This is a genomic window from Actinoplanes sp. URMC 104, assembly GCF_051386375.1.
Classification (GTDB): domain Bacteria; phylum Actinomycetota; class Actinomycetes; order Mycobacteriales; family Micromonosporaceae; genus Actinoplanes.
This window is the reverse complement of the sequence record NZ_JBPQTO010000011.1, coordinates 1,869,767-1,895,868: the sequence shown is the minus strand read 5'-3', so window position 1 is coordinate 1,895,868 and position 26,102 is coordinate 1,869,767. Positions and strand designations below refer to the sequence as shown.

At 74.5% G+C, this 26,102-nt stretch carries 27 protein-coding genes; 17 read left to right on the top strand and 10 right to left on the bottom strand.

Features of this window, described 5'->3' with window-relative positions:
• Positions 1 to 7: 7 nt before the first annotated feature.
• Positions 8 to 1,477 (bottom strand): diguanylate cyclase domain-containing protein, encoded by a 1,470-nt coding sequence (locus tag ACSNN8_RS34505; protein WP_436654361.1) that lies wholly within the window; start codon positions 1,475 to 1,477, stop codon positions 8 to 10.
• A 940-nt stretch (positions 1,478 to 2,417) separates the two neighbouring features.
• On the opposite strand from ACSNN8_RS34505, the gene ACSNN8_RS34500 reads away from it, so the two are divergent.
• The 3 genes from ACSNN8_RS34500 to ACSNN8_RS34490 all read left to right on the top strand — a co-directional run bounded on the left by ACSNN8_RS34500 (position 2,418) and on the right by ACSNN8_RS34490 (position 3,926).
• The gene (locus tag ACSNN8_RS34500; protein ID WP_436654360.1) at positions 2,418 to 2,852 is read left to right on the top strand and encodes a DoxX family protein; all 435 of its coding nucleotides are present in this window, start codon (positions 2,418 to 2,420) and stop codon (positions 2,850 to 2,852) included.
• Positions 2,853 to 2,892: 40 nt separating this feature from the next.
• Complete coding sequence (locus ACSNN8_RS34495; protein ID WP_436654359.1) at positions 2,893 to 3,663, top strand: phosphotransferase; 771 nt, start codon at positions 2,893 to 2,895, stop codon at positions 3,661 to 3,663.
• Positions 3,664 to 3,755: 92 nt separating this feature from the next.
• Positions 3,756 to 3,926, top strand: coding sequence for a hypothetical protein (locus ACSNN8_RS34490; RefSeq protein WP_436654358.1), 171 nt, complete (start codon positions 3,756 to 3,758; stop codon positions 3,924 to 3,926).
• Here ACSNN8_RS34490 and ACSNN8_RS34485 read toward each other — a convergent pair.
• Positions 3,851 to 6,820, bottom strand: coding sequence for an AAA family ATPase (locus ACSNN8_RS34485; protein ID WP_436654357.1), 2,970 nt, complete (start codon positions 6,818 to 6,820; stop codon positions 3,851 to 3,853). The genes ACSNN8_RS34490 and ACSNN8_RS34485 overlap by 76 nt on opposite strands.
• Before the next feature lie 107 nt (positions 6,821 to 6,927).
• Here ACSNN8_RS34485 and ACSNN8_RS34480 point away from each other — a divergent pair, with 107 nt between their 5' ends.
• Positions 6,928 to 7,710, top strand: a complete 783-nt coding sequence (locus ACSNN8_RS34480; protein ID WP_436654356.1) for a class I SAM-dependent methyltransferase — start codon at positions 6,928 to 6,930, stop codon at positions 7,708 to 7,710.
• A 12-nt stretch (positions 7,711 to 7,722) separates the two neighbouring features.
• On the opposite strand, the gene ACSNN8_RS34475 is transcribed toward ACSNN8_RS34480, so the two are convergent.
• Positions 7,723 to 9,597 carry a putative bifunctional diguanylate cyclase/phosphodiesterase gene (locus ACSNN8_RS34475; RefSeq protein ID WP_436654355.1) on the bottom strand — a complete coding sequence of 625 codons (1,875 nt, stop codon included), beginning with the start codon at positions 9,595 to 9,597 and terminating at the stop codon, positions 7,723 to 7,725.
• Between the two features lie 147 nt (positions 9,598 to 9,744).
• Between ACSNN8_RS34475 and ACSNN8_RS34470 the strand changes: the two genes are divergently transcribed.
• Positions 9,745 to 10,047, top strand: coding sequence for a hypothetical protein (locus ACSNN8_RS34470; RefSeq protein ID WP_436654354.1), 303 nt, complete (start codon positions 9,745 to 9,747; stop codon positions 10,045 to 10,047).
• Here the strand turns inward: ACSNN8_RS34470 and ACSNN8_RS34465 are convergent.
• Positions 10,044 to 11,042, bottom strand: a complete 999-nt coding sequence (locus ACSNN8_RS34465; RefSeq protein WP_436654353.1) for an aldo/keto reductase — start codon at positions 11,040 to 11,042, stop codon at positions 10,044 to 10,046. The two genes, ACSNN8_RS34470 and ACSNN8_RS34465, sit on opposite strands and share 4 nt — an antisense overlap.
• 128 nt (positions 11,043 to 11,170) lie before the next feature.
• On the opposite strand from ACSNN8_RS34465, the gene ACSNN8_RS34460 reads away from it, so the two are divergent.
• From ACSNN8_RS34460 to lexA, 9 genes are all read left to right on the top strand, one after another.
• Positions 11,171 to 12,013 (top strand): helix-turn-helix transcriptional regulator, encoded by an 843-nt coding sequence (locus ACSNN8_RS34460; protein WP_436654352.1) that lies wholly within the window; start codon positions 11,171 to 11,173, stop codon positions 12,011 to 12,013.
• Positions 12,014 to 12,044: 31 nt separating this feature from the next.
• Complete coding sequence (locus tag ACSNN8_RS34455; RefSeq protein ID WP_436654351.1) at positions 12,045 to 12,782, top strand: CPBP family intramembrane glutamic endopeptidase; 738 nt, start codon at positions 12,045 to 12,047, stop codon at positions 12,780 to 12,782.
• A 27-nt stretch (positions 12,783 to 12,809) separates the two neighbouring features.
• Positions 12,810 to 14,153 (top strand): cytochrome P450, encoded by a 1,344-nt coding sequence (locus ACSNN8_RS34450; protein WP_436654350.1) that lies wholly within the window; start codon positions 12,810 to 12,812, stop codon positions 14,151 to 14,153.
• 195 nt (positions 14,154 to 14,348) lie between these two features.
• Positions 14,349 to 14,921: a PASTA domain-containing protein gene (locus ACSNN8_RS34445; protein WP_436654349.1), complete on the top strand. Its 573-nt coding sequence runs from the start codon at positions 14,349 to 14,351 to the stop codon at positions 14,919 to 14,921.
• Positions 14,922 to 15,112: 191 nt separating this feature from the next.
• Entirely contained in the window at positions 15,113 to 15,811 is a 699-nt protein-coding gene (locus tag ACSNN8_RS34440; protein WP_436654348.1) for a GAF and ANTAR domain-containing protein, read from the top strand.
• Between the two features lie 284 nt (positions 15,812 to 16,095).
• A complete protein-coding gene (locus tag ACSNN8_RS34435) occupies positions 16,096 to 16,812 on the top strand; it encodes a SigB/SigF/SigG family RNA polymerase sigma factor (protein WP_436655512.1) in 717 nt (238 codons plus the stop codon).
• A gap of 69 nt (positions 16,813 to 16,881) precedes the next feature.
• Entirely contained in the window at positions 16,882 to 17,592 is a 711-nt protein-coding gene (locus tag ACSNN8_RS34430; RefSeq protein WP_436654347.1) for an ANTAR domain-containing protein, read from the top strand.
• Positions 17,593 to 17,602: 10 nt separating this feature from the next.
• Entirely contained in the window at positions 17,603 to 18,502 is a 900-nt protein-coding gene (locus ACSNN8_RS34425) for a TIGR03619 family F420-dependent LLM class oxidoreductase (protein WP_436654346.1), read from the top strand.
• On the top strand, positions 18,503 to 19,150 hold the full coding sequence (lexA, locus tag ACSNN8_RS34420; protein ID WP_436654345.1) for a transcriptional repressor LexA: 648 nt from the start codon (positions 18,503 to 18,505) through the stop codon (positions 19,148 to 19,150).
• On the opposite strand, the gene ACSNN8_RS34415 is transcribed toward lexA, so the two are convergent.
• Positions 19,147 to 19,704 carry a CGNR zinc finger domain-containing protein gene (locus tag ACSNN8_RS34415; protein WP_436654344.1) on the bottom strand — a complete coding sequence of 186 codons (558 nt, stop codon included), beginning with the start codon at positions 19,702 to 19,704 and terminating at the stop codon, positions 19,147 to 19,149. The two genes, lexA and ACSNN8_RS34415, sit on opposite strands and share 4 nt — an antisense overlap.
• Positions 19,705 to 19,804: 100 nt before the next feature.
• On the opposite strand from ACSNN8_RS34415, the gene ACSNN8_RS34410 reads away from it, so the two are divergent.
• Entirely contained in the window at positions 19,805 to 20,566 is a 762-nt protein-coding gene (locus ACSNN8_RS34410; protein WP_436654343.1) for an SDR family oxidoreductase, read from the top strand.
• Positions 20,567 to 20,611: 45 nt separating this feature from the next.
• On the opposite strand, the gene ACSNN8_RS34405 is transcribed toward ACSNN8_RS34410, so the two are convergent.
• Genes ACSNN8_RS34405 through ACSNN8_RS34390 form a run of 4 tightly spaced genes read right to left on the bottom strand, consistent with a single transcriptional unit; the run spans position 20,612 to position 23,078 of the window.
• Positions 20,612 to 21,781, bottom strand: a complete 1,170-nt coding sequence (locus ACSNN8_RS34405) for a zinc-dependent alcohol dehydrogenase (protein WP_436654342.1) — start codon at positions 21,779 to 21,781, stop codon at positions 20,612 to 20,614.
• Entirely contained in the window at positions 21,778 to 22,188 is a 411-nt protein-coding gene (locus ACSNN8_RS34400) for a hypothetical protein (protein ID WP_436654341.1), read from the bottom strand. Before ACSNN8_RS34400 ends, ACSNN8_RS34405 begins: the two co-directional genes overlap by 4 nt.
• A gap of 3 nt (positions 22,189 to 22,191) precedes the next feature.
• A complete protein-coding gene (locus ACSNN8_RS34395) occupies positions 22,192 to 22,371 on the bottom strand; it encodes a hypothetical protein (RefSeq protein WP_436654340.1) in 180 nt (59 codons plus the stop codon).
• A gap of 56 nt (positions 22,372 to 22,427) precedes the next feature.
• On the bottom strand, positions 22,428 to 23,078 hold the full coding sequence (locus tag ACSNN8_RS34390; protein WP_436654339.1) for an ATP-binding protein: 651 nt from the start codon (positions 23,076 to 23,078) through the stop codon (positions 22,428 to 22,430).
• 30 nt (positions 23,079 to 23,108) lie between these two features.
• Here ACSNN8_RS34390 and ACSNN8_RS34385 point away from each other — a divergent pair, with 30 nt between their 5' ends.
• Complete coding sequence (locus tag ACSNN8_RS34385; protein ID WP_436654338.1) at positions 23,109 to 23,744, top strand: response regulator; 636 nt, start codon at positions 23,109 to 23,111, stop codon at positions 23,742 to 23,744.
• Positions 23,745 to 23,781: 37 nt separating this feature from the next.
• Here the strand turns inward: ACSNN8_RS34385 and ACSNN8_RS34380 are convergent, their stop codons facing one another.
• Positions 23,782 to 25,017 (bottom strand): Nramp family divalent metal transporter, encoded by a 1,236-nt coding sequence (locus ACSNN8_RS34380; RefSeq protein ID WP_436654337.1) that lies wholly within the window; start codon positions 25,015 to 25,017, stop codon positions 23,782 to 23,784.
• A 114-nt stretch (positions 25,018 to 25,131) separates the two neighbouring features.
• Here ACSNN8_RS34380 and ACSNN8_RS34375 point away from each other — a divergent pair, with 114 nt between their 5' ends.
• Positions 25,132 to 26,049 (top strand): manganese catalase family protein, encoded by a 918-nt coding sequence (locus ACSNN8_RS34375; RefSeq protein ID WP_436654336.1) that lies wholly within the window; start codon positions 25,132 to 25,134, stop codon positions 26,047 to 26,049.
• Positions 26,050 to 26,102 lie beyond the last annotated feature (53 nt).

Sequence of the window (26,102 nt, the reverse complement as noted above, 5' to 3'; positions counted from 1 at the left end):
CACCGCGTCACCGTGCGGGGGCCGGCTCCGATCGGCGGGCGGCCTTGGTGCGGTACATCGCGGCGTCCGCGTCGCGCAGCAGCTGGGCGGCCTGGCGGGGCGAGCCGGTGGCCACGCCGACGCTGGCGCCCACGGAGACCTCCCGCGCGTCCGGCAGACGGATCGGCTCGGCCACCGCCCGCATGATGTGCTCCGCGCGGTCCTGCGCCTCGGCGGCGCCCGTGCCGGGCAGCAGCACGGCGAACTCGTCGCCGCCCAGCCGCACCGCCAGCCCGGCCGGCGAGCTGGCGGCGGTGAGGCGCTCGGCCACGGCGACCAGCACCCGGTCGCCCGCGTGGTGACCGTGCTCGTCGTTGACCGGCTTGAACCCGTCCAGGTCGATGATCAGAATGCTCACCTGCTCGTCCGGCGCGCCCTCGTCGAGGCGCTGCTCGAGCAGGCTGCGGTTGGCCAGCCCGGTGAGCGCGTCGTGGGTGGCCTGGTGACGCAGCTGGTCGTGGGCGCGGTCGAGTTCGGCCAGCAGCCGCTCGTTGTCGGTGAACGCGGCGACCTGCCGGCTCAGCACCAGCGCGGTGATCGCCACCGCGCCGATCGCGACACCCCACACCTGCAGGTCGCCGCCGTGGGCCAGCAGCGCCGCCACCAGCAGCAGCTGCACCGCTCCCACGCCCAGGTACGGCAGCCGGCTGGACCGGCGCCGCCGGGTCGCGCCCGCGCCGGTGCCGGCGCGGCGCATCCGCAGCTCCTGCCAGCGCATGCCCACCGGCATCAGCAGGCACGGCACCAGCTGGGACACGTAGATGACGCCCGGGTCGTCGCTGCCGGTCAGCAGCGTCACCGTGGACGCCGCGATCGCCGTGCCCGCGACTCCCGCGCTGGCCAGCAGGCCCGGGCCGCGGGCGAACGGCGCGGTGCCGCTGAGCATCAGCTTGAGCAGCCCCACGGTGATCAGCAACATGACCGCCGACGTCATCACCGCGCCGGCCAGCTCGGTGTGGTCGGCGTCGGTCACCACGCCGGCGATCACGAAGTACCAGAGGAAGACGATGACGGCCGTCAGCACCGTGGCCGCATCCAGCCACAACCGCAGGCGCTGCCGTCCCGTGCCGCCGAGCGGGTGGAACAGCATCGTCACCACCACGGCGAGCATGCCGAGCACGACGAAGCCGGTCTGCACCGGGCTGGGCTGGTGCCCCGAGAGGTGCAGCACCGCCAGAGACGTCTGGTACGCGTCCCCGGCCGCACACAGCAGGGTCCCGTACGCGACCGCACGCCAGAACCGCCGGGCGTGCCTGTTACCGGCGGTCGCCCGGGCCAGCCGCCACGCCGACACCACGATCGTCACGTCCAGGCACGTCTGCACGGCCCACGAGGTCGTCGCGCCGCCGGGGCCGGCCAGGAACCACCCGAGGATCGCCACGCTGAACGCGGCGAACCCGGCCAGGGCGGGATCGATCCTGCGGGATGGGTCGCTCATGCAGGCTCCGTTCCGCGGCCGTCCATGGTTCCGCCTATCGGCAGAAGCGCCGCCGATGTGAGCGAAAGGCCGCCGCAGCCTACCGGCCCGACCCTCAATTCCCCTCGATCCCGCCGCCGCCCGGCCGATAGCCACGCGCGACGGTTCCTTCGGCCTGGGGCCGCTCGCCCGTCCCTCGCCTGCCGTCCCTCCTGCCTGCCGCGTCGCCTGCCCGCGGCCCGCGGCCCGCGTGCCGCCTCTGCCGGCCCGCCGCCTCGGCCCATCTGCGCGTCCGCCGCTTCGGCCCGCTCGCGCAGCCGCCGTCAGTCGCCTGCGCGCCCGTCACCGCCCGTCCGGGTGCCTGCCGCCCACCTGCCGCCGCCGGGCGCCGCCCCGCCCTGGCAATTCGTCGCGTCTTGATCCCTACGCCCGTCCACAAGCCGACTCGGCTGTCCACAACGCGGACCGCCGCTGCTGCCTGTGGATAACGCTCGACAGCTCCGCGGACGGCGTAGGCTTCGGGCCCGCCCCCTGGCAGGGCGGGGTGGGCTGAGTGGAGGACCCGGACACGCCCGGCAGTCCATGCCCCCCGCGTCGCCTCGCCGTGCACGACACGGCAGTCCCACCTGGCACCCTTCGGGCAATCGTCCGACGCCGGTCCCGCCTGACGCCGGTCGCGCCCGAGCCGGTCCAGCCTGACGCCGGTCCCGCCCGACGCCGCTCCGCTCAACGCAGCCCCGCCCGATGCCGGGCTCCCCGACGCCGACCGGCGAGTCCTCCGCCGACGCCCGGACGCGGCGAACGAGACACCTCGGGCCGGCAACCCCGACACGCCGCCTCCAACGGCTGTCTTCTCTCCGACATAACAGCAACATCCCTCAGAATCCGCTCCAACCGGACGGCCCGCGCGTACCCTCCGAAAAGACCAAGCTTCAACCATTCCCACGCCAAGGGAGAACGCATGGACACGTACCGGTTTTCCGGCCCGTTCTGGTCGCTGTTCCGCTTCGTGGTCGGCTTCCTGTTCACGCTGCACGGCGCGCGCACGGTGCTGGGCCTGTTCGGCGGCGCGGACGGCACCGGCGACCCGCTGCCGGCCGGCCAGTGGCCGGGCTGGTGGGCCGGCCTGATCCAGCTGGTGTGCGGCCTTCTCGTCCTGGCCGGCGTCCTCACCCGTCCCGCGGCGGTGCTGGCCTCGGGCTCCATGGCGTACGCCTATTTCGTCGTCCACCAGCCGCAAGGCCTGCTGCCGATCCAGAACGGCGGCGTCTCCCCGGCGCTGTACGCCTGGTCGTTCCTCGCGATCGCCGTGCTCGGCGCCGGCCCGTGGTCGGTGGACGCGCTGCTGGCGCGCCGGTCCGCGGCCGCGCCCGAGCCGGCCGGGATCCGGCGCTAGACTCGCCGCCTCGACGGGCGCAGGGGTACGGGGGTCGCGAGTGGATGATCGGGAGACGCTGACCGGCGGCGGGATCAACGAGGTCGTGCGGATCGGCGCCACGGTGCGCCGCCCGACCGGTCCGTGGTCGCCGCGGGTGCACGATCTGCTCCGGCATCTCGAGGCGGTCGGGTTCCGCAGCGCGCCGCGGCTGCACGAGGTGACGCCGGACGGCTTCGAGATCCTGGACTTCCTGCCGGGCGAGGTGTCGAACTATCCCGCCTCGCCGGCCGCCGCCTCGGCCGAGGCGCTGGAGAGCGCGGCCGTGCTGCTGCGCGACTATCACGAGGCGACCGTGGACTACGCGGCGGTCGCGCCGCGCGACGGGTGGCAGGTGCCCGCGCGGGAGCCGGTCGAGGTGGTCTGTCACGGCGACTTCGCGCCCCACAACTGCGTGCTCGACGGCAACCGTACGGCCGGGATGATCGACTTCGACTTCGCGCACCCCGGCCCCCGGCTGTGGGACGTGGCGTACGCGGCGTACCGGTGGGTGCCGCTGACCACGGAGGGCGAGGCGGACCCGGGGAAGCAGGCGGCCCGGCTGCGGGTCTTCTGCGACCGGTACGGCCTCGACGACGCGGGCCGCGCGAAGCTGATCGACACCGTGGCGGAACGGCTCGACGCGCTGGTCGCCTTCATGCACGCGGCGGCCGCCGGCGGCAACGCGGCGTTCGCCGGGCACATCGCCGCGGGGCACGACCGCCTCTACCTCGGCGACGCGGCCTACGTCCGCGAGCAGCGCGCGGTTTTCGAGCAGCACCTGCGCGGCTGACAGCCGGCCGGGGGCGCTCAGCCCGGCACCGCGGATGCCGATGGAAACCGGGTGACGGTTCGGACATCGACCAGCCCACCGGGCCGTACGCGGTGACGACTTCGGCGACGGCCCTGCCCCCGCCCGCGGCGCCCGTCGACGTGGTCAAGCTGCACGACCTCGGCTACCGGCAGGGCATGGGCTTCCACTACGCGGTGCCCCAGGCCGCCCGTGCCATCCCGCTGTTCCTGGCCGACGAGGCGTTGCTGACGCCGTTGAGCTGATCGGGTTCCAGCGCCGCGGCCAGCTCGCGGCGCGAGGCGATGCCCAGCTTGCAGTAGGCGTGCGCCAGGTGCGTCTCGACCGTGCGCCGGCTGAGCACCAGCCGCTGGGCGATCTGCCGGTTCGTGAGCCCGCCCGCGGCCATGGTCGCCACCTGCTGCTCGGCCTCGGTGAGCGAGGCGGGTCCGTGCGTCGCCGACCGCCGGGGTCGCGCCCCGGCGGCGTGCAGCTCGGCCCGGGCCCGTCCCGCGAGCCGGTGCGCGCCTCCGGCGACGGCCACTTCCCATGCCGTACGCAGGGGCTCGCGCGCGGCCTCCCGGAGCCCGGCCCGGCGCAGCGCGCTTCCCAGAGCGACCTTCGCGTACGCCTCGGCCAGCCGCTCCTCGGTGCCGGCGCACACCTGCACCGCCCGTTCCACGAGCGACAGCCGCTCGGCGCGCGGCGCCACGAGCGCCATCACGCGCAGCGCGGTGCTGAGCGGGCCCGGCGCCTGGGCCGCCTCCGCGAGCGCGAGCTGCTCGCGGGCGAGGTCCGCGGCTCCCGGCCCGCCGGTCGCGAGCAGCGGCGCCACCAGGTCGGCCCGCCACGTCGCGAAGGCCGGGTGCCGTACGCCCAGCTCGGTCAACCGGTCCGCCGCGGCGCGCAGGTCGGCGATCGCGTCGCCCGGCCGCTCCTGCGCCCACCGCAGCCGCCCCCGGCTCTGCAGGAAGAGCGGACTGCTCAACGCGTACGGCGGTGGCTCGCCCGGGAACGACGCCCGCAACACCTGGTCCGCCTCCGCCACCCGGTCGGCCTCGACCAGCCCGTCGAGCAGCGGGCACAGCGCATACAGCAACCCCTCCGGCGGCGTGTTGCTGTCTAGCTTGAACTCCAGCGCGGCCCGCGCGTCGGCCAGGGCCTCGTCCACGAGCCCCGCGGGCAGCACGGCCAGCGACCGCAGGAACCGGCCGTGCGCCACGGCGCTCAGCCACCCGTGCGGCTCGGCGTCGCGGATCAGCGCCTCGCACATCGCCCGGGTCGTCGCCGGCTCGCCGTTGGCGATGAACGCCAGCCCGGCCACCGTCGGCAGCACCGAGCCGGTCTCGGCCGCGAGCACCCCGGTGTCGAGCAGCGGTCGCAGACCGGCCAGCGTGCCGGGGGCCGGCCGGGCGTCGAACGTGGCGTTGATCGCCTCGATCACCCGCCACAGCGGCAGCGCCGGCGGGTGCGCCCGGCACCGGTCGACCAGTTCGCGGGCGAGCGCGATGGTGCGGCTGTCGATGCCCGCCACGCCCGCGATCTCGGCCTCGAGCCGGTCGAGCGTCGCGGCCGGAATTCCGGCGGGCGGGGGACCGCTGCGGACCGGGTCGTCCCACGCCAGGCGGCACACCGCGATCGCCGCGAGCGGGTACGGCGTGATGGCCAGCGCGCGCCCGCACTGCAGCGCGGCCTCGGCGCGGGCCGCCGGGTCGGTGATGCGGGCGACCGCCTCGTGGGCCAGCGCGGCCGTGCCCTCTTGCCGCACGGCCGCGAGGGCCAGGGCCAGGTCGAGCCGGATCGCGACATCGTCGGCGGCCGGGGGCGGCTCGGCGAGGGCGCGGCGCAGATAGCCGGCCGCTGGCTCGGGCGCGCCCCGCCCGGCGGCCCGGGCGGCCGCGCCGCGCAGCAGGGCCACCGCGTCGGCCCGGCCGGCGGGTTCGGTCCGCAGCAGGTGCGCCGCCGCCCGCTCGGGGTCGTCGCCGCGGGCCGCGAGCAGCGCCGCCGCCCGCGCGTGCCACCCGCCGCGCTCCGCCGCCCCGAGCCCGCGCAGCAGCGCCGCCGCCATCAGCGGCCCGGACGGCGACCAGTCGCCGGCGGCGAGCACCTCGGCGGCGCGCAACGCGTCCGCGCAGGCCGCCGCGCGGTCGCCGGGGAGCCCCGCCAGCTCCGCGGCGTCGCACAGCCGTGCCGCCGGGCCCAGCACGGCCAGCGCGGTGGCGAGCGGCGCGCACCCAGGCGGCATCCGCCGTAGCCGGGGCCCGAGCCAGCGAGCCGCTTCTTCGGCGCAGGCCGCGGCGATCTCCCCGGCGCCGGCCGCGGCGATCTGTCCGGCGCCGGCCGTGCAGACCGCGCCGGCCGTGCAGACCGCGCCGGCCGTGCAGACCGCGCCGGCCGCGCCGGCGGTGGAGACCGCGCCGGCCGTCGCGACCGCGCCGGCCGCGGCGGTCACCGGGCACCCGTCGGTGTGGTCGAGCAGCATCCGCAGGAGGGCCGGGATGCCGGCGCTCGCCTCGTGACAGGCCGCCGCGAACGAGTCCGAGGCCCGCGGGAACCGCTCCCGCACCAGGCCGGCGGTCGTCCCGGCGTCGAACGGCCCGAGCTGCAGCACGGTGCCCGCGAGCAGCTCGTCCAGGGCCGGCCCGTGCGGGCGCTCGCCCGAGCGGATGGTGCACAGCAGGGTCAGGGGGAGCTCGTCCACGCGCCGGGCCAGCGCGGCCAGCCAGCGCTGTGACGGCACGTCGGCCCACGGCACGTCGCCGACGAAGAGCACGGCCGGTCGCCGCGCCGCCACCGCTGCGGTCAGACAGAACAGGCCGTGGGCCGTGCCGCCGGGATCGGAGCCGGCCAGCATGCGCGCGGCCGCAGCGGCCGGGCCGCGGCACAGCTCGTCCCAGCCCGGCGCGGCCTGCAACGGCGCGAAGACCTGCCGCGCGACGCCGTAGGCGACGTCCTGTTCGAGCGGGTTGCCGCGGGCGCGCAGCACGGTCAGTCCCCGCCGGCGCGCCTCGGCCAGGGCGCCCCCCGCCAGCGTCGACTTGCCGACTCCCGCCCCGCCCGCGACGACCAGCAGCCTCCCCGAGCCGGCGGCGGCCGCGTCCAGGCCGTCGGCCAGGGCGGCGACCTCGGCGTCGCGTCCACGCGGCTCGGTCCGGAACACAGGGCACCTCGGGGGGCGGCAAATCTCGGTATCGGCTCCACGATGAACCGCCGCGGGGTGCGGCAACAGCCTGGAGGCACATGCCCGACAGACGAGGGGACACCGCAATGACCAGGTACGTCATGGGCCGCACCGCCCAGGAGCACGAGCGGCTGCGCCGGCAGGCCGCGATCTGGCAGCAGGCCACCGGGCGGCTGCTCGACGTGGCCGGGTTGGCGCCGGGCGACCGCTGCCTCGACGTGGGCTGCGGCACCGGGGCGGTCATGCAGCTGATGGCCGAGCGCGGCGGCCGGGTGACCGGAATAGATCTCGACGCCGAGCTGGGGGAGAAGGCCGCGGCCGACACCGGCGGCACGTTCGTGGCCGCGAACGTGGAGACCGACGACGACGCGGTGCCGGCCGGCGGCTTCGAGCTGGTGTACGGGCGGCTGATCCTGCTGCACCTGCCCGACCCGGTGGCGGCGCTGCGCCGGATGTGGCGGTGGGTGGCGCCCGGCGGCCGGCTCGTGGTGCAGGACTACGACATGGAGTCGACCGAGGCCTTCCCGCGGCTGCCCGTGACCGCCGAGTGGCGGCGGGTCTTCCTGGGGGCGTACGCGGCGGCGGGCCGCGACTACCGGCTCGGCACCCGGCTGCCCGCGCTGTTCGCGCAGGCCGGGCTGGGCGCGCCCGACCTCACCGACGTGGCCGGCCGGCTCGGCACGATGGCCGACACCGCCGGCATGCTCGCCGCCACCTACCGCAGCATCGCGCCGCTGGCGATCGAGCAGGGCCTCATCACCGCCGACCAGCGGGACGCGTTCTTGTCCGACATCGATCAGGCAGGCCGCGACCGTCCCGAGGTCACCATGATGTGGCCGCTGCTGATCGGCGCGGTCAAGCGCCGCTGACGCCCGCCGCGGTCAGGCCGGCTGCACGCTCTCCCGCAAGCGCGCGGTCAGGGCTTCGGCCGGCAGCGGCTTGGCGAAGTGGTAGCCCTGCGCGGTGTCGCAGCCGATCTCCCGCAGCGCCGCGACGGCGGCCTCGTCCTCGACGCCCTCGGCCACCACGGTCAGGCCGAGCCGGTGGCCCAGCTCGACGGTCGAGGCGACCAGCGCGCGGCTGCTCGAGCTCGCGGCGATGTCCATCACGAACGACCGGTCGATCTTCAGCTCGGCGATCGGCAGCACCTTGAGGTAGGTCATCGACGAGTAGCCGGTGCCGTAGTCGTCGATGGACGCCTTCACGCCGGCCGCGCGCAGGCGGTGCAGCGCCTCGATCGCGGTGTCCGGGTCGCTCATCAGCGCGTACTCGGTCACCTCGATCGACAGCAGGTCGCCCGGCACGCCCGCCTCGGCGAGCAGCGCGGCCACCCGGCCGGGGAAGTCCGGGTCGAGCAGGCTGCGGGTCGAGACGTTCACCGCGATCGGCACCCGGTGCCCGGCGTCCAGCCAGGTCCGTGCCTGCCGCAGCGCCGTCGACAGCACCTGCTCGGTGAACCGGTGCATGAGGTTGGTGACCTCGAGCACCGGGATGAAGTCGGCCGGCGAGATCGGCCCGCGCGCCGGGTGGTGCCAGCGCGCGAGCGCCTCGACGCCGACCAGCTCGCCGGTCGCGACGGCGACCTTGGGCTGGTAGTGCAGCGTGAGCTGCTCCGGGTCGTCCAGGGCCCGGCGCAGGTCGCCGAGCAGCGACAGCCGCGCGGCGGCGTCCTGCCGGTTCTCGCAGCGGAAGCGGGAGAAGCCGGTGCGCTGCTGCTTGGCCTCGTGCATCGCGGCGTCGGCGTGCCGCAGCAGGGTGACGACGTCCTCGCCGGCGCCGGCCGTGGCAGCGCCGATGCTGACCTCCAGGTCGACGGTCACCTCGTCGAGCACGAACGACTGGTCGAACGCCTCGAGCAGCCGGGCCCCGACGGTCTCGCCGAGCCGCGGATCGTCGTCGCGCAGCAGCACGGCGAACTCGTCGCCGCCGATGCGCGCCACCGCGTCGGCCTCGCGGACCAGCGCGCCGAGCCGCCGGCCGGCCTCGACCAGCAGCAGGTCGCCGATGCGGTGCCCGAGCTGCTCGTTGACGTCGCGGAAGCCGTCGACGTTGACCACCAGCACGGTGGGCTCGCCGGCGAGCGCCTGCTGCGCCCGGGTGGTGAACGCGGTGCGGTTGAGCAGACCGGTCAGCGGGTCGGTGTCGGCCAGCGCCTCGACCTGGCGCCGGTGGGCACGGCGGGACACGCCGAAGCCCGTGAGCACGACCAGGCCGAGCAGGAAGACGATCAGGACGGTGCCCACCGACGTCCGGGAGTCCTCGACCGCCCGGGCCTGCTCGCGCCGGTAGTCGGCGAGGTGGTGGTCCCGCTCGGCGACCAGCAGCTTCGTCAGCGCCGCGAACTCCGGCTCGAGCACGTCCTCGACGACCACCGTCGCGCCCGGCAGGTCGCCGCGGTCGAGCTGCGCCACGAAACCGGCGATCACCGTACGCAGCGCACGGTGCCGCGCGGCCAGCCCGGCGGCGTCGCCCCCGTGCTCCACGTCGAGGGCGGCCATGTGCGCCATCGCCTCGTCCGCGCGACGGTTCGCGTCCAGCAGCCGGTCGCGTTCCTCGCCGCCGGGCTCCAGCATCGCGGCCTGCAGCATCACCAGCTCGGCGGTCACCTCGTACGTCGCCGTGCGGTACGCGTCCGTGTTGGTGGCCGTGGCCGCCAGGTCGCGCACCCGCAGCGCCTGCTGCCAGTTGGCCACCACGGCGTAGCCGGACAGCGCGGCGAGCAGCACCGCCAGGATGACCGGCACAGCGCGAGGCACACGCGGCAGCGTCACCCGGGCCTCCCGTCCGTCGTCGCGGCGGGTGGACCTCACCCGTCGACAGCGAGAATGGGACGCGGCGGCCCCGGGTTGACGGGGAGCCGGGTTGCGAACGAGGTGCGGCCGGGCCGTGGCTAGGCTGGGGTGATGCGCGTTCCCACTGCGGCGATCACGGCAGGTTCCCTCATCGGCGGCTGGCAGGTCGCCCGCCGCACCGGCATCCGCCCGCTGGGCGGCGCCGTCCTGGCGGCGGGCGGCGTGCTGGCCGGCCGCGAGTGGGCCCGGGTCACGAGCCCGGCGGTCACCGCCGCGCTCGTGACGACGTACGTCGGCGCCTTCGCCCTCTCCCACCCGCTGGCCAAGCGCATCGGCAGCTGGCCCTCGGTCCTGGCCGTCTCGGCCCTGACCGCCGCCGTCTCCTACGCGGCGGCCGACCGGCGCCGGGGCTAGTTGCCCGTGCCCAGGTGCTGCATCATCGCGCTCGGGTAGCGGTCGCCGCGGGCCGCGCCGAGCGGCACCGCCTTCTCGATCTCGGCCAGGTCGTCGGGCGACAGGGTGAGGTCGAGCGCGGGCAGGGCCTCGGCCAGGCGCTCCCGGGTACGGGCGCCGACCAGCGGCACGATGTCGTCGCCCTGCGCGGCCACCCAGGCGATCACCAGCTGGGCCACCGAGCAGCCCTTCGCGTCCGCGACCCGGCGCAGCGCCTCGACCAGCCCCAGGTTGTGGTCGAGGTTCTCGCCGGAGAAGCGCGGGGTCATGCCGCGGAAGTCGCCCGGCGCGGTGTCCCGGCCGGCGTTCCAGTGGCCCGAGATCAGGCCGCGGGCGAGCACCCCGTACGCGGTGAGGCCGATGCCCAGCTCGCGCAGCGTGGGCAGGATCTCCGCCTCGACGCCACGGGAGATCAGCGAGTACTCGATCTGCAGGTCGGTGATCGGGTGCACGGCGTGCGCCCGCCGGATCGTGGCGGCGTCGACCTCCGAGAGCCCGACGTGGCGCACGAAGCCGGCGTCGATCATCTCCTTGATCGCGCCCACGGTGTCCTCGATCGGCACCGCCGGGTCGAGCCGGGCGGGGCGGTAGATGTCGATGTGGTCGGTGCCGAGCCGGTTCAGCGAGTACGCCAGGAAGTTCCTGACCGCCTCGGGACGCCCGTCGTTGCCGCCCCACGAGTTGTCCGGGCCGCGCAGCGCGCCGAACTTCACGCTCAGCACGTAGCTGTCCCGGGGCCGGCCGCGCAGCGCCTCGGCCAGCAGCAGCTCGTTGTGGCCCATGCCGTAGAAGTCGCCGGTGTCGATCAGCGTGACGCCCGCCTCCAGTGCGGCGTGCACGGTGGCGATGCTCTCCCGCCGGTCGGGGTTGCCGTAGACGCCGTTCGACATGCCCATCGCACCCAGGCCCAGCCTGCTGACGGCGGGGCCGGTGGCGCCGAGGGTGACTGTCTGCATCGCTTGCTCCTTCGTCGAGGTCCTGCCACCTACCCTGCGCCTCCGGCGGCACACCCGGCAGCGGAGCGCTCATCGTGGGAGCGCGGCTCCCTGGCTGGCGGGGCCGCCGGCGGGGGAGCATGGAGGGCATGCAGCGTGACGAACTCGCCGACTTCCTGCGCCGCCGCCGCGAGGCGATCCGCCCGGCCGAGGTGGGGCTCGCCGAGGGTCCCCGCCGCCGCACCGCGGGGCTGCGCCGCGAGGAGGTGGCGATGATCGCGGGCATGTCGGTCGACTACGTCGTCCGGCTCGAGCAGGGCCGCAGCAGCCAGCCCTCCACCCAGCTGCTGGGCGCGCTGGCCCGGGCCCTGCGGCTGTCCGACGACGAGCGCGACCACCTGTTCCACCTGGCCGGCCACCAGCCGCCGCCGGCCGACGGCACGGCCCGGCACGCCCGCGCGGGCCTGCTGCGCATGCTCGACCTGCTCGGCGACACGCCGGCGCTGGTCATGTCCGACCTCGGCGAGACGCTGGCGCAGAACCGCGGCTCGCTGCTGCTGACCGGCGACCTGAGCGGGTTCCAGGGGCTGCGCCGCTACCACGCGTACCGCTGGTTCACCGAGCCGGAGAGCCGGATGGTCTATCCCGCCGAGGACGAACAGCGGCACGCCCGGGTGATCGTGGCCGACCTGCGCGCGGTGGCCGGCCGCCGCCACGGCGACCCGGCGGTCGCCCGGCTGGTCGCCGCGCTGCTCGAGGCGAGCGAGGAGTTCCGGGGGCTGTGGGCCGAGCACGAGGTCGCGGTGCGCCGCTTCGACCGCAAGGTCGTGGTGAACCCGCGGGTGGGCCGCCTGCTGATGGACTGCGAGACCCTGATGACGCCCGACCAGCGGCAGCTGCTGCTGGTGCTGACGCCGGCCGACGACGAGGCCCGCGAGCGTCTGGAGCTGCTGCGGGTGCTCGGCCTCGAGGAGTTCCACGCCGAGGTTTGAGACTCGCCCGGCGGGTACCCTTCGTACGGTCATGCCTTCAGTTCTCCCGCAGTCTCCTCCCTCCCGGCGCAGGTTGATCCTCCTCCTCGGCGCCGTCGTCCTGATCCTCGCCGCGGTCAACGTCGCCGACAAGTTCGGCCCGCACCACACCGGCCTGATCGTCGGCCCGACCATCGCGCTGCTGCTGGTGCTGATCGCCCGCCGCGCCGGCCTGACCTGGCACGACCTCGGGCTCTCCCGCCGCACGCTGATACCCGGGCTGAAATACGCGGTCGGCGCCATCCTCGCCGTGGCCGTCGTCTACGCGATCGGCGTGGCGCTGCCGTTGACCCGCCCCGCCTTCCACGACGTCCGCTACCACCTGCATCCCGGCGCCGCGCTGCTGACCGCGTTCATCGTCGTGCCGCTGGGCACCGTGCTGCTCGAGGAGATCGCGTTCCGCGGCGTGCTGCTGGGCCTGGTCAACCGGCACCGCGGCGCGGTCTGGGCCAGCATCACCTCGTCGGTGCTGTTCGGTCTCTGGCACATCCTGCCGTCGCTGCGCCTCAACAGCGCCAACCAGGCCGTCGGGGCCGCCTTCGGGTCGGGCGCCGCCGGGCGTGTGCTGGCCGTGGCGGGCGCGGTCGCCTTCACCGCCGTGGCCGGTCTGCTGCTGTGCGAGCTGCGCCGCCGCAGCGGGAGCCTGCTGGCGGCCGCGGCCCTGCACTGGGCCACCAACGGCCTCGGACTGCTGGTGGCGGCCGCCTTGGCAACGACGAGCTTCGCTTGATGGGGGTCGCGAGGTTACCGTGAGGTAATGACGCTGCTTCCCGACGGACCGCGCAGTCCCCGCCTGGTGCAGGCCCTCAGCTTCGCGGTGTCCCGGCAGGGCACGATGCGGCGGCTGCGCCGGCAGTACGGGTCGGCGTTCACCGTGCAGTCGCTCAACCTCGGCCGGATGGTGATGCTCGCCGACCCGGGCGAGGTGCGCGAGCTGTTCCAGGCCGCGCCCGACGTGGCCGACACCCCCGACGCCAACCTGGGCTCGGTGCTCGGGCCCGGCTCGTTCTTCGCGATCACCGGGGACGAGCACCGCCGCCAGCGCAGGCTGCTGACCCCGCCGTTCCACGGGCGCCGCCTGCGGGCGTACGAGTCCCTGATCGAGAGCGAGACGCGCCGCGAGACGGACTCGTGGCCGGAGGGCAGGCCGTTCCCGGTCATGCCGTCGACGATGCGCATCACGCTGAACGTGATTCTGCGCGCGGTGTTCGGGGCCGAGGGCGCGGAGCTCGACGAGCTCCGCGCGCTGCTGCCCAAGGCCGTACGCCTGGGGTCGGTGCTCGCCGTGCTCCCCGTGGCCCGGGTCGAGCTCGGCGGCCACGGCCCGGGCGCCCGCTTCGACCGCTACCGGCGGCGCTACGACGAGATCGTCGACCTGCTCATCGACCGCGCGCAGGCCGACCCGCGGCTGGCCGAGCGCGACGACGTGCTCGCCATGCTCGTGCAGTCCCGCTACGACGACGGCTCGGCGATGCGCCGCGACCAGATCGCCGACCAGCTGCTCACGCTGCTCACCGCCGGGCACGAGACCACCGCCACCACGCTGGCCTGGGCCGTCGAGCGGCTGCGCCGCCACCCCGCCGTGCTCGAGCGCCTCGCCGGCGCGGACGACGCCACCCTCGACGCGGCGCTGATGGAGGTCCAGCGGGTACGGCCGGTGATCGAGCTGACCTCCCGGCAGGTCCGCGCCGAGGCGATGCGCCTGGGCCGCTGGACGCTGCCGCGCGGCACGGTCGTCACCGCGAGCATCGCCCTACTGCACCACGACGCCACGCTGTTCCCCGACCCCGGCCGCTTCGACCCGGACCGCTTCGCCGGCGCGCGCGCCGAGACGTACGGCTGGATTCCCTTCGGCGGCGGCGTGCGCCGCTGCATCGGCGCCGCGTTCGCCGCGCTCGAGATGCGCGTCGTGCTGCGCACCATGCTGCGCGACTTCGCCTTCGAGCCCACCACCGCCCCGCCGGAGCGCTCCCACAACCGCGGCATAGCGGTCGCCCCGGCCCGCGGCGGCCTGGCAGTGGTCCACCGCCGCCGACCGGACGACGTCTCCGGCGACGGTGCTGCCGCCCACCCGCACCGCGCCGCCGACCCGGCGGGCTGATCAAGTACCGGAGCTCCTTCAGTAACTCCTGGCGCCTGCGGTCCTGCGGCCTGACCCGATCGGCCTGCTGCGATCGGTCCGGGTGGGCGGATCTCATCGTCGATCGGCCGTCATCGCCCGAGTCGATCACTCAAGGCGGCGCGTCGCCGGCCGAAGATGGACGGCGGTTCCGTCCGTCCGTCACCAGGAGTGTTCGTGTCCTACCAGCCCTACCCGCAGCCCCCGGCGAAAAAGAAGCGCCTGCCGGTCATCCTCGGCAGCGTGGGCGCGGCCGTCCTGCTCTGCCTCGGCGGCGTCGCGGTGGCGGCAATCTCCGGCGGCGACGGCGACGACGACGGCAGCTTCGCGGACGGCTACGCCCAAGGCGTCGCCCAGGCCCGGAGTGCGGCGGCAGCCGCGACCAGCCCGACCACCGCGACCAGTCCGACCGCCGTGGCCACCCAGGCGACCACCGCGCCGCAAGCCACCGCCGTGGTCACCGCGGCGCCCGCGAAGACGCCCGCGAAGGCTCCCACCACCCGGCCGGCCGTGAAGAAGCCGACGACCCTCAAGGTTCCCGACGGCGTCGGCCTCGACTACCAGTCCGCGCAGGACCGCTGGCGGGCAGCCGGACTCGTCGTGGCCCCCGCGATCGACGCCACCGGCGCGCACCGGCTGCCGGTCATCGACGCGAACTGGGTCGTGCTGGCCCAGGACCTCAAGGCGGGCTCGCGGGCCGCCGCCGGATCGGTGATCACCGCGACGGTCAAGAAGTACAGCGACGACTGACGCAGCCGGACCGCGTGTGCCACCGTCCGGCTCCGGTGGGTAATATCGTTCTCTGCGGTCGGCCTCGTCGAAGGCCTGCCCTCCGGCGTCAAGCAGCGGCGCGGAAAAACGGCATTCAGGGTTCCCTGGTGTCTTTCCCGCCCATCCGGCCGTTCCGCGGCCCGCACCGCTGCAAGGACTGTTCGACATCCATGACGCACGACCAGAGTGCCTCCGCTCCGCTCGCGCACATCCGGTTCGAGGACACGACGCTCGACGGCTTCCTCGACCGGGTGGCCACCCTCGCCCGCGAGGCTGTCCCCGGCGCCGACGAGGTCTCCATCACGCTGGTGGCCGACGCCGGCGCGTACACCGCGGCCTCCACCGGTGACCTGGCCCTCCTGCTCGACCTGCTGCAGTACGAGCACCAGCGCGGCCCCTGCCTGCAGGCCGCCGCCGCCGCGTCGACCGTCTCCGCGCCCGACACCCGCACCGACAGGCGCTGGGGGCAGTGGGCGCCGCGCGCCGCGGCCGCCGGGGCGGGCAGCGTGCTCTCCGTCGGCATGCCGATCAGCGCGGGGCTCGGCGGCGCGCTCAACATCTACGGGCGCGAGCCCGGCGCCCTCACCGGCGACCACGCCGTACGGGCGGAGGCCTTCGCCCGGCATGCGGCCGTCGCGATCGCCAACGCCCACCAGTTCTACAGCGCCGCGACGCTGGCCGCGCAGCTTCAGGCGGCCATGCACAGCCGCGCCGTGATCGAACAGGCCAAGGGGGTGATCATGGCGCAGCGGCGGTGCACACCCGACGAGGCGTTCGCCTACCTGACCCGCGCGTCGCAGGACACCAACCACAAGGTGCGCGACGTCGCCGCGGCGCTGATCGCCGACGTCGCTCGCCGGTCCGGCTGAACAACCGGCGACAACTCATCCTTTTGGTTGGCAACGCACTGGACCTTCGGGTAGCGTCCGGTCATCGGTCAAGAAGGTGCCGAGCTCGACGTGCGGTTGACAGCGTCGTGGTTCGGTGCGCCCTGACCCTGGTGTGCTCCGCGATCACGCCCGATCGCACGCCGCGGCGACCAACCGACGCGACGTGACGAGGAGACATCGTGGCCACCATCACCCGAGAAGCCGACCGGCGCAGGACAGAGGCCACCGAAGCGGACATCCGGGCCGCCGAACTGGTCGACGCGATGGCCGCCCTGCCCGCAGCCCACCCCGACCGGGCCGCCCTGCGCGAGCGGGCGATCGAGGCCTGGCTGCCGATGGCCGCGCGGCTCACCCGCCGCTACGCCAACCGCGGCGAGCAGTTCGACGACCTCTACCAGACGGCCACGATCGGCCTGATCAAGGCTATCGACGGGTACGACCCCGGCCGCGGCAGCGACTTCGTCAGCTACGCGATCCCGACCGTGCTGGGCGAGATCAAGCGCTACTTCCGTGACCGCACCTGGACGCTGCGCATCCCGCGCCGCCTGCAGGAGCTGCGCCTGGCGATCAACGAGGCGCGCGCCGACCTGGGCCACAAGCTCAACCGGGCGCCCACGGTCGCCGACATGGCCGCGCACCTGGGCGTCGGCGAGGAGGAGATCCTCGAGGCGCTCGAGGCCGGGCACGCCTATCGCCCCGCGTCGCTGAGCGCCCCCGTGGGCGACGCCGAGGACATGTCGCTCGGCGACACGCTGGGCGCCGAGGACCGCAACTTCGAGCTGGCCGAGTTCGCGGTGGCGCTGCCGCCGGCCATGGCCTGCCTGAGCGAGCGCGAACGGCACATCATCGCGCTGCGCTTCTACGGCAACTTGACGCAGTCGCGGATCGCGGAGCGGACCGGCATCTCGCAGATGCACGTCTCGCGTGTGCTGAGCCAGGCGCTGGGTAAGCTGCGCGCCCAGTTCGACGGCAGCTGCTGAGACCGGGCCGGCCACCACGTCCGCGACTGTGAGCGGCCGCGGCGGCGGCGGCGGCGGAAGGACAGGCAGATGAGCACGACGGGTCCGGCCGGCCCGCACGAGGCGTTCGCCGAGCTGGGGCGCATCCGGCTCAGCGAGGTCTCGCTCGACGACGTGCTGACCAGGGTGGCGCACTTCGCCCGGGCCACGATCGGCAACGTGGACGATGCCTCGGTCACGCTGGTCGGCCCGGTGGGGGCCCGTACCGCCGCCTACACCAGCCCGCGCGCGCGGGAGCTCGACGACTGGCAGTACGAGAACGAGGGCGGCCCCTGCCTCGAGGCGTCCGCGTCGACGATGACCGTGCTGGTGCGCCACACGACCCGGGAGGACCGGTGGCCCCGCTACATCGCCCGGGCCACCGAGGCGGGCGTGCGCAGCCTGCTGTCGGTGGGCCTGCCGGTGCAGGAGGCGGTCACCGGCGCGCTGAACATGTACTCGTTCCGCGACGACGCCTTCGACGACCACGCGATCACGGTGGCGCAGAACTTCGCCGGCTACGCGGCGGTCGCCCTGGCCAACGCCCAGTCGTACGACTCCACGGCCACGCTGGCGCGGCAGATGCGCGAGGCGATGGCCCACCGCGCGACGATCGAGCAGGCCAAGGGCATCCTCATGGCCGAGCACCGGTGCACGCCCAAGGAGGCGTTCGCCCGGCTCAGCCGCCTGTCGCAGGACGCCAACCGCAAGCTGCGCGACGTCGCCGCGGCGCTGGTCGCCGACGCCTCCCGCCCTCGGTAGCCTGTGCCCGGTGAAGATCGGGATCAATCTGCCGCAGACCACCGCGTACGATCTCGCGTCCGACGTGACGACGTTCGCCCGCGAGGCCGAGCGGCTCGGCTACGACAGCCTGTGGGCGTACGACCGGGTGCTGACGCCGCAGGACCAGAGCGGGTCCCACGGCCTGTACGGGATGCCCGGCGTGCCCTGGCCGGAGCGGTACGCGCACACGACCGACCCGCTGGTCACGCTGACGCTGGCGGCCGCCGTGACCGAGCGCGTCGAGCTGGGCACGGGCGTGCTGGTGGCGCCGCTGCACCTGCCGGTGCGGCTGGCCCGCATGCTCGCCGCCCTCGACGTGGCCAGCGGCGGGCGCCTGATCGCCGGGCTGGGCGCCGGCTGGTCGATCGACGAGTTCGAGGCCACCGCGCCTCGGCCGATCGGGGAGCGGGGCGCCGCGCTCGACGAGTTCCTCGACGTGGCCGCCGCGGTGTGGGGGCCGGACCCGGTGGCGTACGACAACGGGCGCTACCGGATCGCGCCGGCGCGCATCAACCCCAAGCCCGCCCGGCGCATCCCGGTGCTGCTCGGCGGGTTCGGCGAGCCGGCGCTGCGGCGCGTCGCCCGGCGCGCGGACGGCTGGCTGCCCACCGGGTTGCCGCCGGCCGAGGTGGGGCGGACCCTGACCCGGCTGCGCGAGATGGCGGCCGCGCACGGCCGGGACCCGTACGCCCTGCGGGGTTTCTCCCAGGTCGGCGTCGCCGGTCCCGCCGATCTGACGCGCGTGGCGGACGACGTCGCGGCGCTCGCCGAGGTGGGGGTCGAGCACGTGTACGTGACCCTGCCGTCGGCCACCCGCGACCTCGCCGAGCTGCTCGAGGCGGCGGCGCGCCTGATTGCCGAGCTGGGCCGCGCGGGGCAGGATCACTGAGTGCTGGCGGACGAGGACTACTACGACACGTCGACGCTGACCGAGCGGCAACGCCGGATCCTCACCGTCATCCACGACTGGGCCGTGCGCCACGGCTACTCGCCGTCCACCCGCGAGATCGCCGACGAGGTCGGGCTCGCGTCCCCCTCGACGGTCGGGCGGCACCTGCGCGCGCTGGAGGACCTCGGCTTCCTGCGCCGGGGACGCTCGGCGACCCGGCCCATCGACGTACGCATGTTCCTGCACCCCGGCGAGCCGCGCCGCGCCGGGGAGCCGACCGTCGGCGTGCCGGTGCTCGGCGACATCGCGGCCGGCGCGCCGATCCTGGCCGAGCAGACCTCCGACGAGGTGCTGCCGCTGCCGCGCGACCTGGTGGGCCGCGGCACCCTGTTCGGGCTGCGCGTGCGCGGCGACTCCATGGTCGACGCCGCCATCTGCGACGGCGACCTCGTCGTGGTGAAGAAGCAGCACGAGGCCTACAACGGCGACATCGTGGCCGCCATGATCGACGACGAGGCCACCGTGAAGGTCTACCGCCGCCGCGGCGGTCACGTCACGCTGGAGGCCCGCAACCCGGCCTACGCCGACATCCCCGGCGACCGTGCCGTCATCCTCGGCAAGGTCGTCTCGGTCCTGCGCCGCACCTAGACCCGCCGCCGGGCGCGCGAGGCGCGCAGGTTCATCGCGTTGCCGCAGGTCTTCATGTCGTGCCAGACGCGGGTGCCGTTGCGGGACAGGTCGTAGAAGGCGGCGCCGCAGGCCGGGTTCTGACAGGTCTTGAGGCGTGCCAGCGTTCCGGTGCGCGAGGCCAGCAGCACCTCGACGTGCACCAGCGACGCGAGGTCGTCGGGCCGGTAGCCCACCCCCGATTCCGCGAGCGACAGCCCGAGGCGCACCGGGCGCGGCTCGTCGTCCTCGAGACCCTTGGCCAGCCAGTCGCGCAGGCGCCCGCGCAGCGCTCGCAGCGGAACCAGGTCGCGCCGGGCGACGGACAGCTCGGGAGCCGGCTGACCGGTCTGCGCGGCCCAGGTCTGCAGCGCCGTCGCGAGCCACAGCCGCGCCGGGGCCTCGTCGTCGAGCAGGTCCGGCACGTCCGCGTACGCGATGGCGGCCGTGTTCAGCAGGTCCTGCACCACGCACAGGCCCCCGGGCGCCGGCGGCAGCCCGAGGCGCCGCGTCCCCCCTGCTTCGTCGCTCGTCACGCGGGCCAGCGTAGACGACGCCCACCGACATGTCCAATAGCCATTCAAGTGCGTTGTGCGACATTGTCGTAAGCCGTACGGCCATGTCACGCTGAGCGCCATGAACAACCGAAGCAAAACCATGACCGCCCTCGTCACCGGCGCCGGCAGCGGCATCGGCGCAGCCACCGCCGTCCTCCTGGCCGAGCAGGGCGTCACCGTCGCGCTCGCGGCGCGGCGCAAGGACCGGCTCGAGGAGACCGCCGGGCGCATCCGGGCCGCCGGCGGCACGGCGCTGGTCATCGAGGCCGACCTCACCGACCGGGCGCAGGCCGCCGGCGCCGTCGAGCAGACGGTCGCCGCGTTCGGCGGGCTGGACATCCTCGTCAACAACGCCGGGCTCATGCTGCTCGGGCCGGTCGAGGGCGCGCCGGTCGAGGAATGGGACCGGATGATCGCCGTCAACCTGCAGGGCCTGCTGTCCGTGACGCACGCGGCCCTGCCGCACCTGCTCGCCGCGGCCGGGGGAGCGCGCGGCACCGCCGACATCGTCAACGTCAGCTCGGTGGCGGGGCGTTACCCGCGCGAGGGCTCGGCCGTCTACAGCATGACCAAGCACGGCGTGGGGGCGTTCAGCGAGGCGTTGCGCCGCGAGCTCGCCGCCCGGCACGTGCGGGTCTCGCTCGTCGAGCCCGGTCCGGTCGCCACCGAGCTGTTCGGTCACATCCGGCCCGAGGTGCTGGCCGCCAACCGCGAGGCGTGGGCGGACGCGACGCTGCTCGAGGCCCGTGACGTCGCCGAGACGATCGCCTTCGTCGTCTCCCGGCCGGCCCGCGCGGTCGTCAACGAGGTCGTGATCCGGCCGGACGGCGACATCTGGTAGGCGCGGGCCGGCGCCCCCGGGCGACCGGGCCCGGGGGCGGGAGGCTCAGGGCGTGAAGACGGCCCGCACGCAGCCGTCCTCCTTCTCCTTGAACATCCGGTAGCCCTCGGGCGCCTCGTCGAGCGGCATCGTGTGGGTGGCGAGGTACTCGGGGGTCAGCTCGCCCTTGGCCATCCGCTGCAGCAGCATCGGGATGTAGCGCTGCCCGTGCATCTGCGCGCCGCGGACGGTCAGGCCCTTGTTCATCAGCGCGCCGAGCGGGAACTTGTCGATGAAGCCCGCGTAGACGCCGAGCACGAAGACCGACCCGCCCTTGCGGCAGGCGTGAATGGCGTCGCGGACGGCCGAGGGCCGGTCGGTCTGCAGCCGCAGCTGCTGCTTGACCTGGTCGTAGACGTTCTGCGGGCCGGGCGTGTGCGCCTCCATGCCGACCGCCTCGATGCACACGTCCGGGCCCCGGCCGCCGCTGCGTTCCCGCAGCTCCAGCGCGACGTCCGTACGCTCGTAGTTGAGGGTCTCGGCGCCGGCGTGCTTGCCGGCCTGGCTCAGCCGGTTGTCGTACCGGTCGATGACGATCACCCGGTCCGCGCCGAGCAGCACCGCGGCACGCGCCGCCATCTGGCCGACCGCGCCCGCGCCCCAGACCGCGACCACGTCGCCCGGCTTCACCCCGCCCAGGTCGGCGCCCATCCAGCCGGTCGACGCCGAGTCCGAGGCGAACAGCGCCCGCTCGTCGGTGACCTCGTCGGGCACGGTGAACGCGCCCACGTCGGCGAACGGCACCCGGATGTACTCGGCGTGGCTGCCGGGGTTGCCGCCCATCGCGTGCGAGTAGCCGAAGCAGCCGCCGGGCGCCTGGCCCCACAGCGTCTCGGTGATGGCCGGGTTGGTGTTGCCGTTGTCGCACAGTGAGAACAGCTGCTGCGAGCAGAAGTAACACTTGCCGCACGCGATGAACGACGACACCACGACCCGGTCGCCGCGCCGGTGCCGCTGCACGTCCGCGCCCACCTCGACGACCTCGCCGACGAACTCGTGCCCGAGCACGTCGCCCTTCTCCATGAACGGGATGTAGCCGCCCAGCAGGTGCAGGTCGGAGCCGCAGGTGACGGTGCGGTTGACCTTCACGATGACGTCGCCGGCGTTGCGGATCTCGGGGTCGGGCACCTCGCCGACCGCCAGCTTGTTGACGCCCTGCCACTGCAGCGCCTTCACAGCAGACCTCCCGTACGGGTACGCCGGGTGATCGCGCGCAGCGAGGCGTTGAGCGGCGTCGGGGTCGTGGTGGGGCCGCCGGGCCGCAGCACCTCGCCGACCTCGAGCAGCGACCGGGTCTCGCGCAGGATCCGCTGCACCTCGGCGTCGGGCACCTCGCCGGCCGCCGCGCGGGCGTGCACCTCGGTGCCCCGGTCCTGCGGCGCGGGGGTCAGCTGGACCTCGAGGTCGCGCAGGTCGTCGGGGAGGTGCTCGGCGACCTCGGCCGGCGAGCGGAACACGGTCACGGAATGCCATCGGCCTGCGCCGGCGGGCGTGCTGCTGCGCCGCCGGGCGAGCCGGAACGCCGCGGCGCCACCTGCGACGGCCGCCGCCCCCAGGAGGGCGGCTCGGGGGGTTGGTCTCATGGATCAACGGATACCGGCGCCGCGCGTTTCCAAACTCGTCAATCTCAGGCGCTTGTCGCGCAGCAGCGCGACCGTCCACACCGCGGCCAGCGCCAGCGCCAGCACGGCGGTGAGCGGCCCGTGGTCCCCGCGGATCAGCAGGACGGCGAGCCAGCAGACCAGGATCAGGGAGCGGTACATCATGGCTGGGGGGTTCCCTCCGGTGACGGTCCGGCGGGGCCATCGGTGGCCCCCGGGGGTCAGTCGCGGTGGCGGGGCAGGTCCACCTCGACGGCCAGCCCGGCCGGCGACAGCGCGCGGGCGCGGATCGCGCCGCCGCGGGCGGCCACGAGCTGGCGCACCACCCACAGGCCCAGGCCGCGGTCGGTGGCCGGCGGGGTGCGGCGGCGCAGCGCGGTGAACAGCTCCGGCGTGGGCTGCCCGGGGTCGAGCACGCTCAGCCGCAGCCGGCGGCCGCGGCGGCGCGCGACCAGCCGCACCGGGCCGGCGGAGTGCCGCGCGGCGTTGCCGATCAGGTTGATGAGGATCTGCCGGGTGTGCTGCGCGTGCAGCGGCCAGCGTGCCGCCGTCCGGCCGATCTGGACGGACAGCCGCCCGTCGCCGGCGGCCGCGGCCACCCCGGGCAGGATCTGCGCCAGCGTGTGGGCGGGGGCGGGCTCCGGGTTCAGCCCGCTGACCGCGGCCGCCGCCTGGCCGAGCACGGCCTGCGCGTGGGCCGCGTGCTCGGCGGCCAGGCGCGCCAGCTCGCCGCGGTGGGCCGCCGGGTGCTCGCTCTCCAGGGCGCGCACGAGCGCGGTGAGCGTGGCCATGGGGGGTCGCAGCTCGTGGCAGACGCTGCGCAGCAGCAGCACGCCCGGGTCGGGGGAGCGCCGCGGGCGAATCAGGCGCATGAGTGGGCTCCCGAGGGGCACTCGACGCCCATGGACAAGACGGTTCGGGTGGCGGTCATCGATGACCATGAGTTGTTCCTCCGCGGGTTGGAGCTGCTGCTGCCCGAGGTGAGCGGGGGGCGGGCGACCGTGGTGGCCACCACGTCCGACGCGACGTACGCCGCGAGCGTGGTCCGGCACGCGGTGCCCGACCTCGTCCTGGTGGACATCCACATGCCGAAGCCGGGCGGGATCCGCACGATCGCGGCGGTCCGCGGCGCGGCGCCGCGGGCCCGGGTGCTCGCCATGTCCGGCGACGACGACCCGGCGACGGCCGTGGCGGCGCTGCAGGCCGGGGCGGTGGGCTTCCTGCCCAAGAGCAGCGAGCCCGCCGTGCTGCTGCCGCCGCTGCTGGCCGCGATGGAGGGCTGGGCCGTGATGCCGGCCGCGCTGCTGCCCACGCTGGTGGGCACGCCGTCGCCGCACCCGGCCGCGGAGGCGCTCACCGAGCAGGAGCGCCATCTGCTCAAACTCATCGCGTACGGGGCGTCGACCGTACGGATCGCCGCCGAGCTGCACGTCTCCGAGCGGACGGTCAAGCGGCTGACCGCGGCGCTGCTGCGCAAGCTGCGGGTCTCCAGCCGCACGGAGGCCGCCGCGCTCGCCGGCAGTGCCGGGCTCCTCTGAGACATGGGCCCCGGATCCCCCGTACCGGACGAATCAATCACCCGAAGGTCTGGATCACCAGGAAAACGTTGAGGGCGATGATCAGGGCGGCGACCGTGATGGCCACCGCGGTGGTGACCGGGTGGTTGCGGTGCTTGCCCAGCACGTCCGGGCGCCGGGTCAGCCAGATCAGCGGGACCAGCGCGAACGGCACGCCGAACGACAGCATCACCTGCGACCAGACCAGCGCCTGGGTCGGGTCGATGCCGAGCAGCAGCACGACCATCGCGGGCGCCATGGTGAGCAGCCGGCGCAGGGTCAGCGGGATGCTGCGCCCGATGAAGCCCTGCATGACCACCTGACCGGCGTACGTGCCGACGCTCGAGGACGCGAAGCCCGACGCGAGCAGGGCCAGCGCGAACGCCACCGCGGCGGGCTGGTCGAGGACCACGCCCAGCCCGTGGTGGATGCCCTCCAGCGTGTCGGTGCCCAGGATGCCCGAGCCGAAGAACAGCTGCGCCGCGATCACCAGCATGGCGAGGTTGACCAGCCCGGCGGCGCCCAGCGCGATCAGGGTGTCGGCGCGCTGGTAGCGCAGCGCGGTGGCCAGCCGCTGCGGGTCGGCGGTGGAGCGCGAGGTGGTCAGCGCCGAGTGCAGATAGATGACGTGCGGCATCACGGTCGCGCCGAGGATGCCGGCCGCCAGCACCATGCTCTCCGCGCCGGAGAACGTGGGCACCACGCCGCCGGCCAGCGCGCCCGCGTCGGTGCCCGAGCGCAGTCCGTTGTAGAGGAAGCCCAGCAGGATCACGCCGAGCAGCCCGCCGATCGCGGCCTCGAACCGGCGCGCGCCGCGGCGGTGCAGTCCGAGCAGCGCGAACGCCACGATGCAGGTGATCAGGCCGCCGATCGGCAGCGGGATGCCGAACAGCAGGTACAGCGCCAGGGCGCCACCGATGATCTCGGCGAGGTCGGTGGCCATGGCGACCAGCTCGGCCTGCACCCACAGGCCGGCGTTCACCGGCTTCGGGAACCGCTCGCGGCACCACTCCGGCAGGTTACGGCCGGTGACCAGGCCGAGCTTGGCGGACAACGACTGGATCAGCATCGCCATGACGTTCGCCGCGACGATCACCCACACGAGCTGGTAGCCGAAGGTCGAGCCGCCGGTGAAGTTCGTCGCGAAGTTTCCGGGGTCGGCGTACGCGATCGCGGCGACGAACGCCGGGCCGAACCACGGCGCCGCGCGCACCACCCGCTTCTTGAGGGGTGCAGCCAAATCGAGAACCACCATGCCGCCGGGAGTGCCCAGGGTCTGTGGACCTTGCGGGCCACCGACGGCCCCGCGGGGCCCGCGCCCGGGGCAATCACTGCGGCGAGCCACCCCATCGAGAGGAGCAAGTGAGCCATGTTCAAGCACGTGGACTACCTGCAGTTCCAGGCCAAGCCGGAGAAGCCGGACGCGCTCTTCGCCGCGAAGATGCAGGAGCTGGTCGGTGGCCAGTTCGGCGAGATGACCGTGATGATGCAGTACCTGTGGCAGGGCTGGTCGTGCCGGGTGCCCGGCAAGTACAAAGACATGATCATGGACATCGCGACCGAGGAGATCGGTCACGTCGAGATGCTCGTGACCATGATGGCCCGCCTGCTCGAGGGCGCCCCCAACGAGGCCACCGAGAAGGCCGCGGCGGCCAACCCGCTGCTCGCCGCCGTGCTGGGCGGCATGAACTTCCAGCACGCCATCGTCACCGGCGGCGGCGCGATGCCGACCAACAGCCAGGGCGTGCCGTGGAACGCCGGCTACATCGTGGCCAGCGGCAACCTGCTCGCCGACTTCCGCTCCAACGTGTCCGCCGAGGCGCAGAGCCGCCTGCAGACCAGCCGCATCTACAACATGACCGACGACCGTGGCGTCAAGGACATGCTGCAGTTCAACCTGGCCCGCGACACCTACCACCAGCAGCAGTGGCTGCTCGGCATCGAGCAGCTCATCGCCGACGGCTTCACCGAGAACGGCATCGAGAACTCCAACGGCGAGCACGAGCACCCCGAGGCCAACCACACCTTCTACAGCTTCGACCCGGAGAGCACCGCGGGCGAGGGCCGCTGGGCCCAGGGCCCGGCGCTGAACGGCAAGGACGAGATCGTCTACGTCGCCGACGCCCAGCCGCTCACCGACGACCGGCCGCTCGGCCCCGCCCCCGACCCCAAGCTGTTCGTGACCTACGACGGCTCCATGGGCAAGGGCAAGCCCGGCACCGGCGCCGGCGCCCACGCCCAGGGCATGGCCAACGTCGTCAACAAGATCAAGGGCGCCCTCGACTGAGGTTTCCCCGCATACGGTTCCGGGCCCGGTCGCTGTCGGCGGCCGGGCTCAAC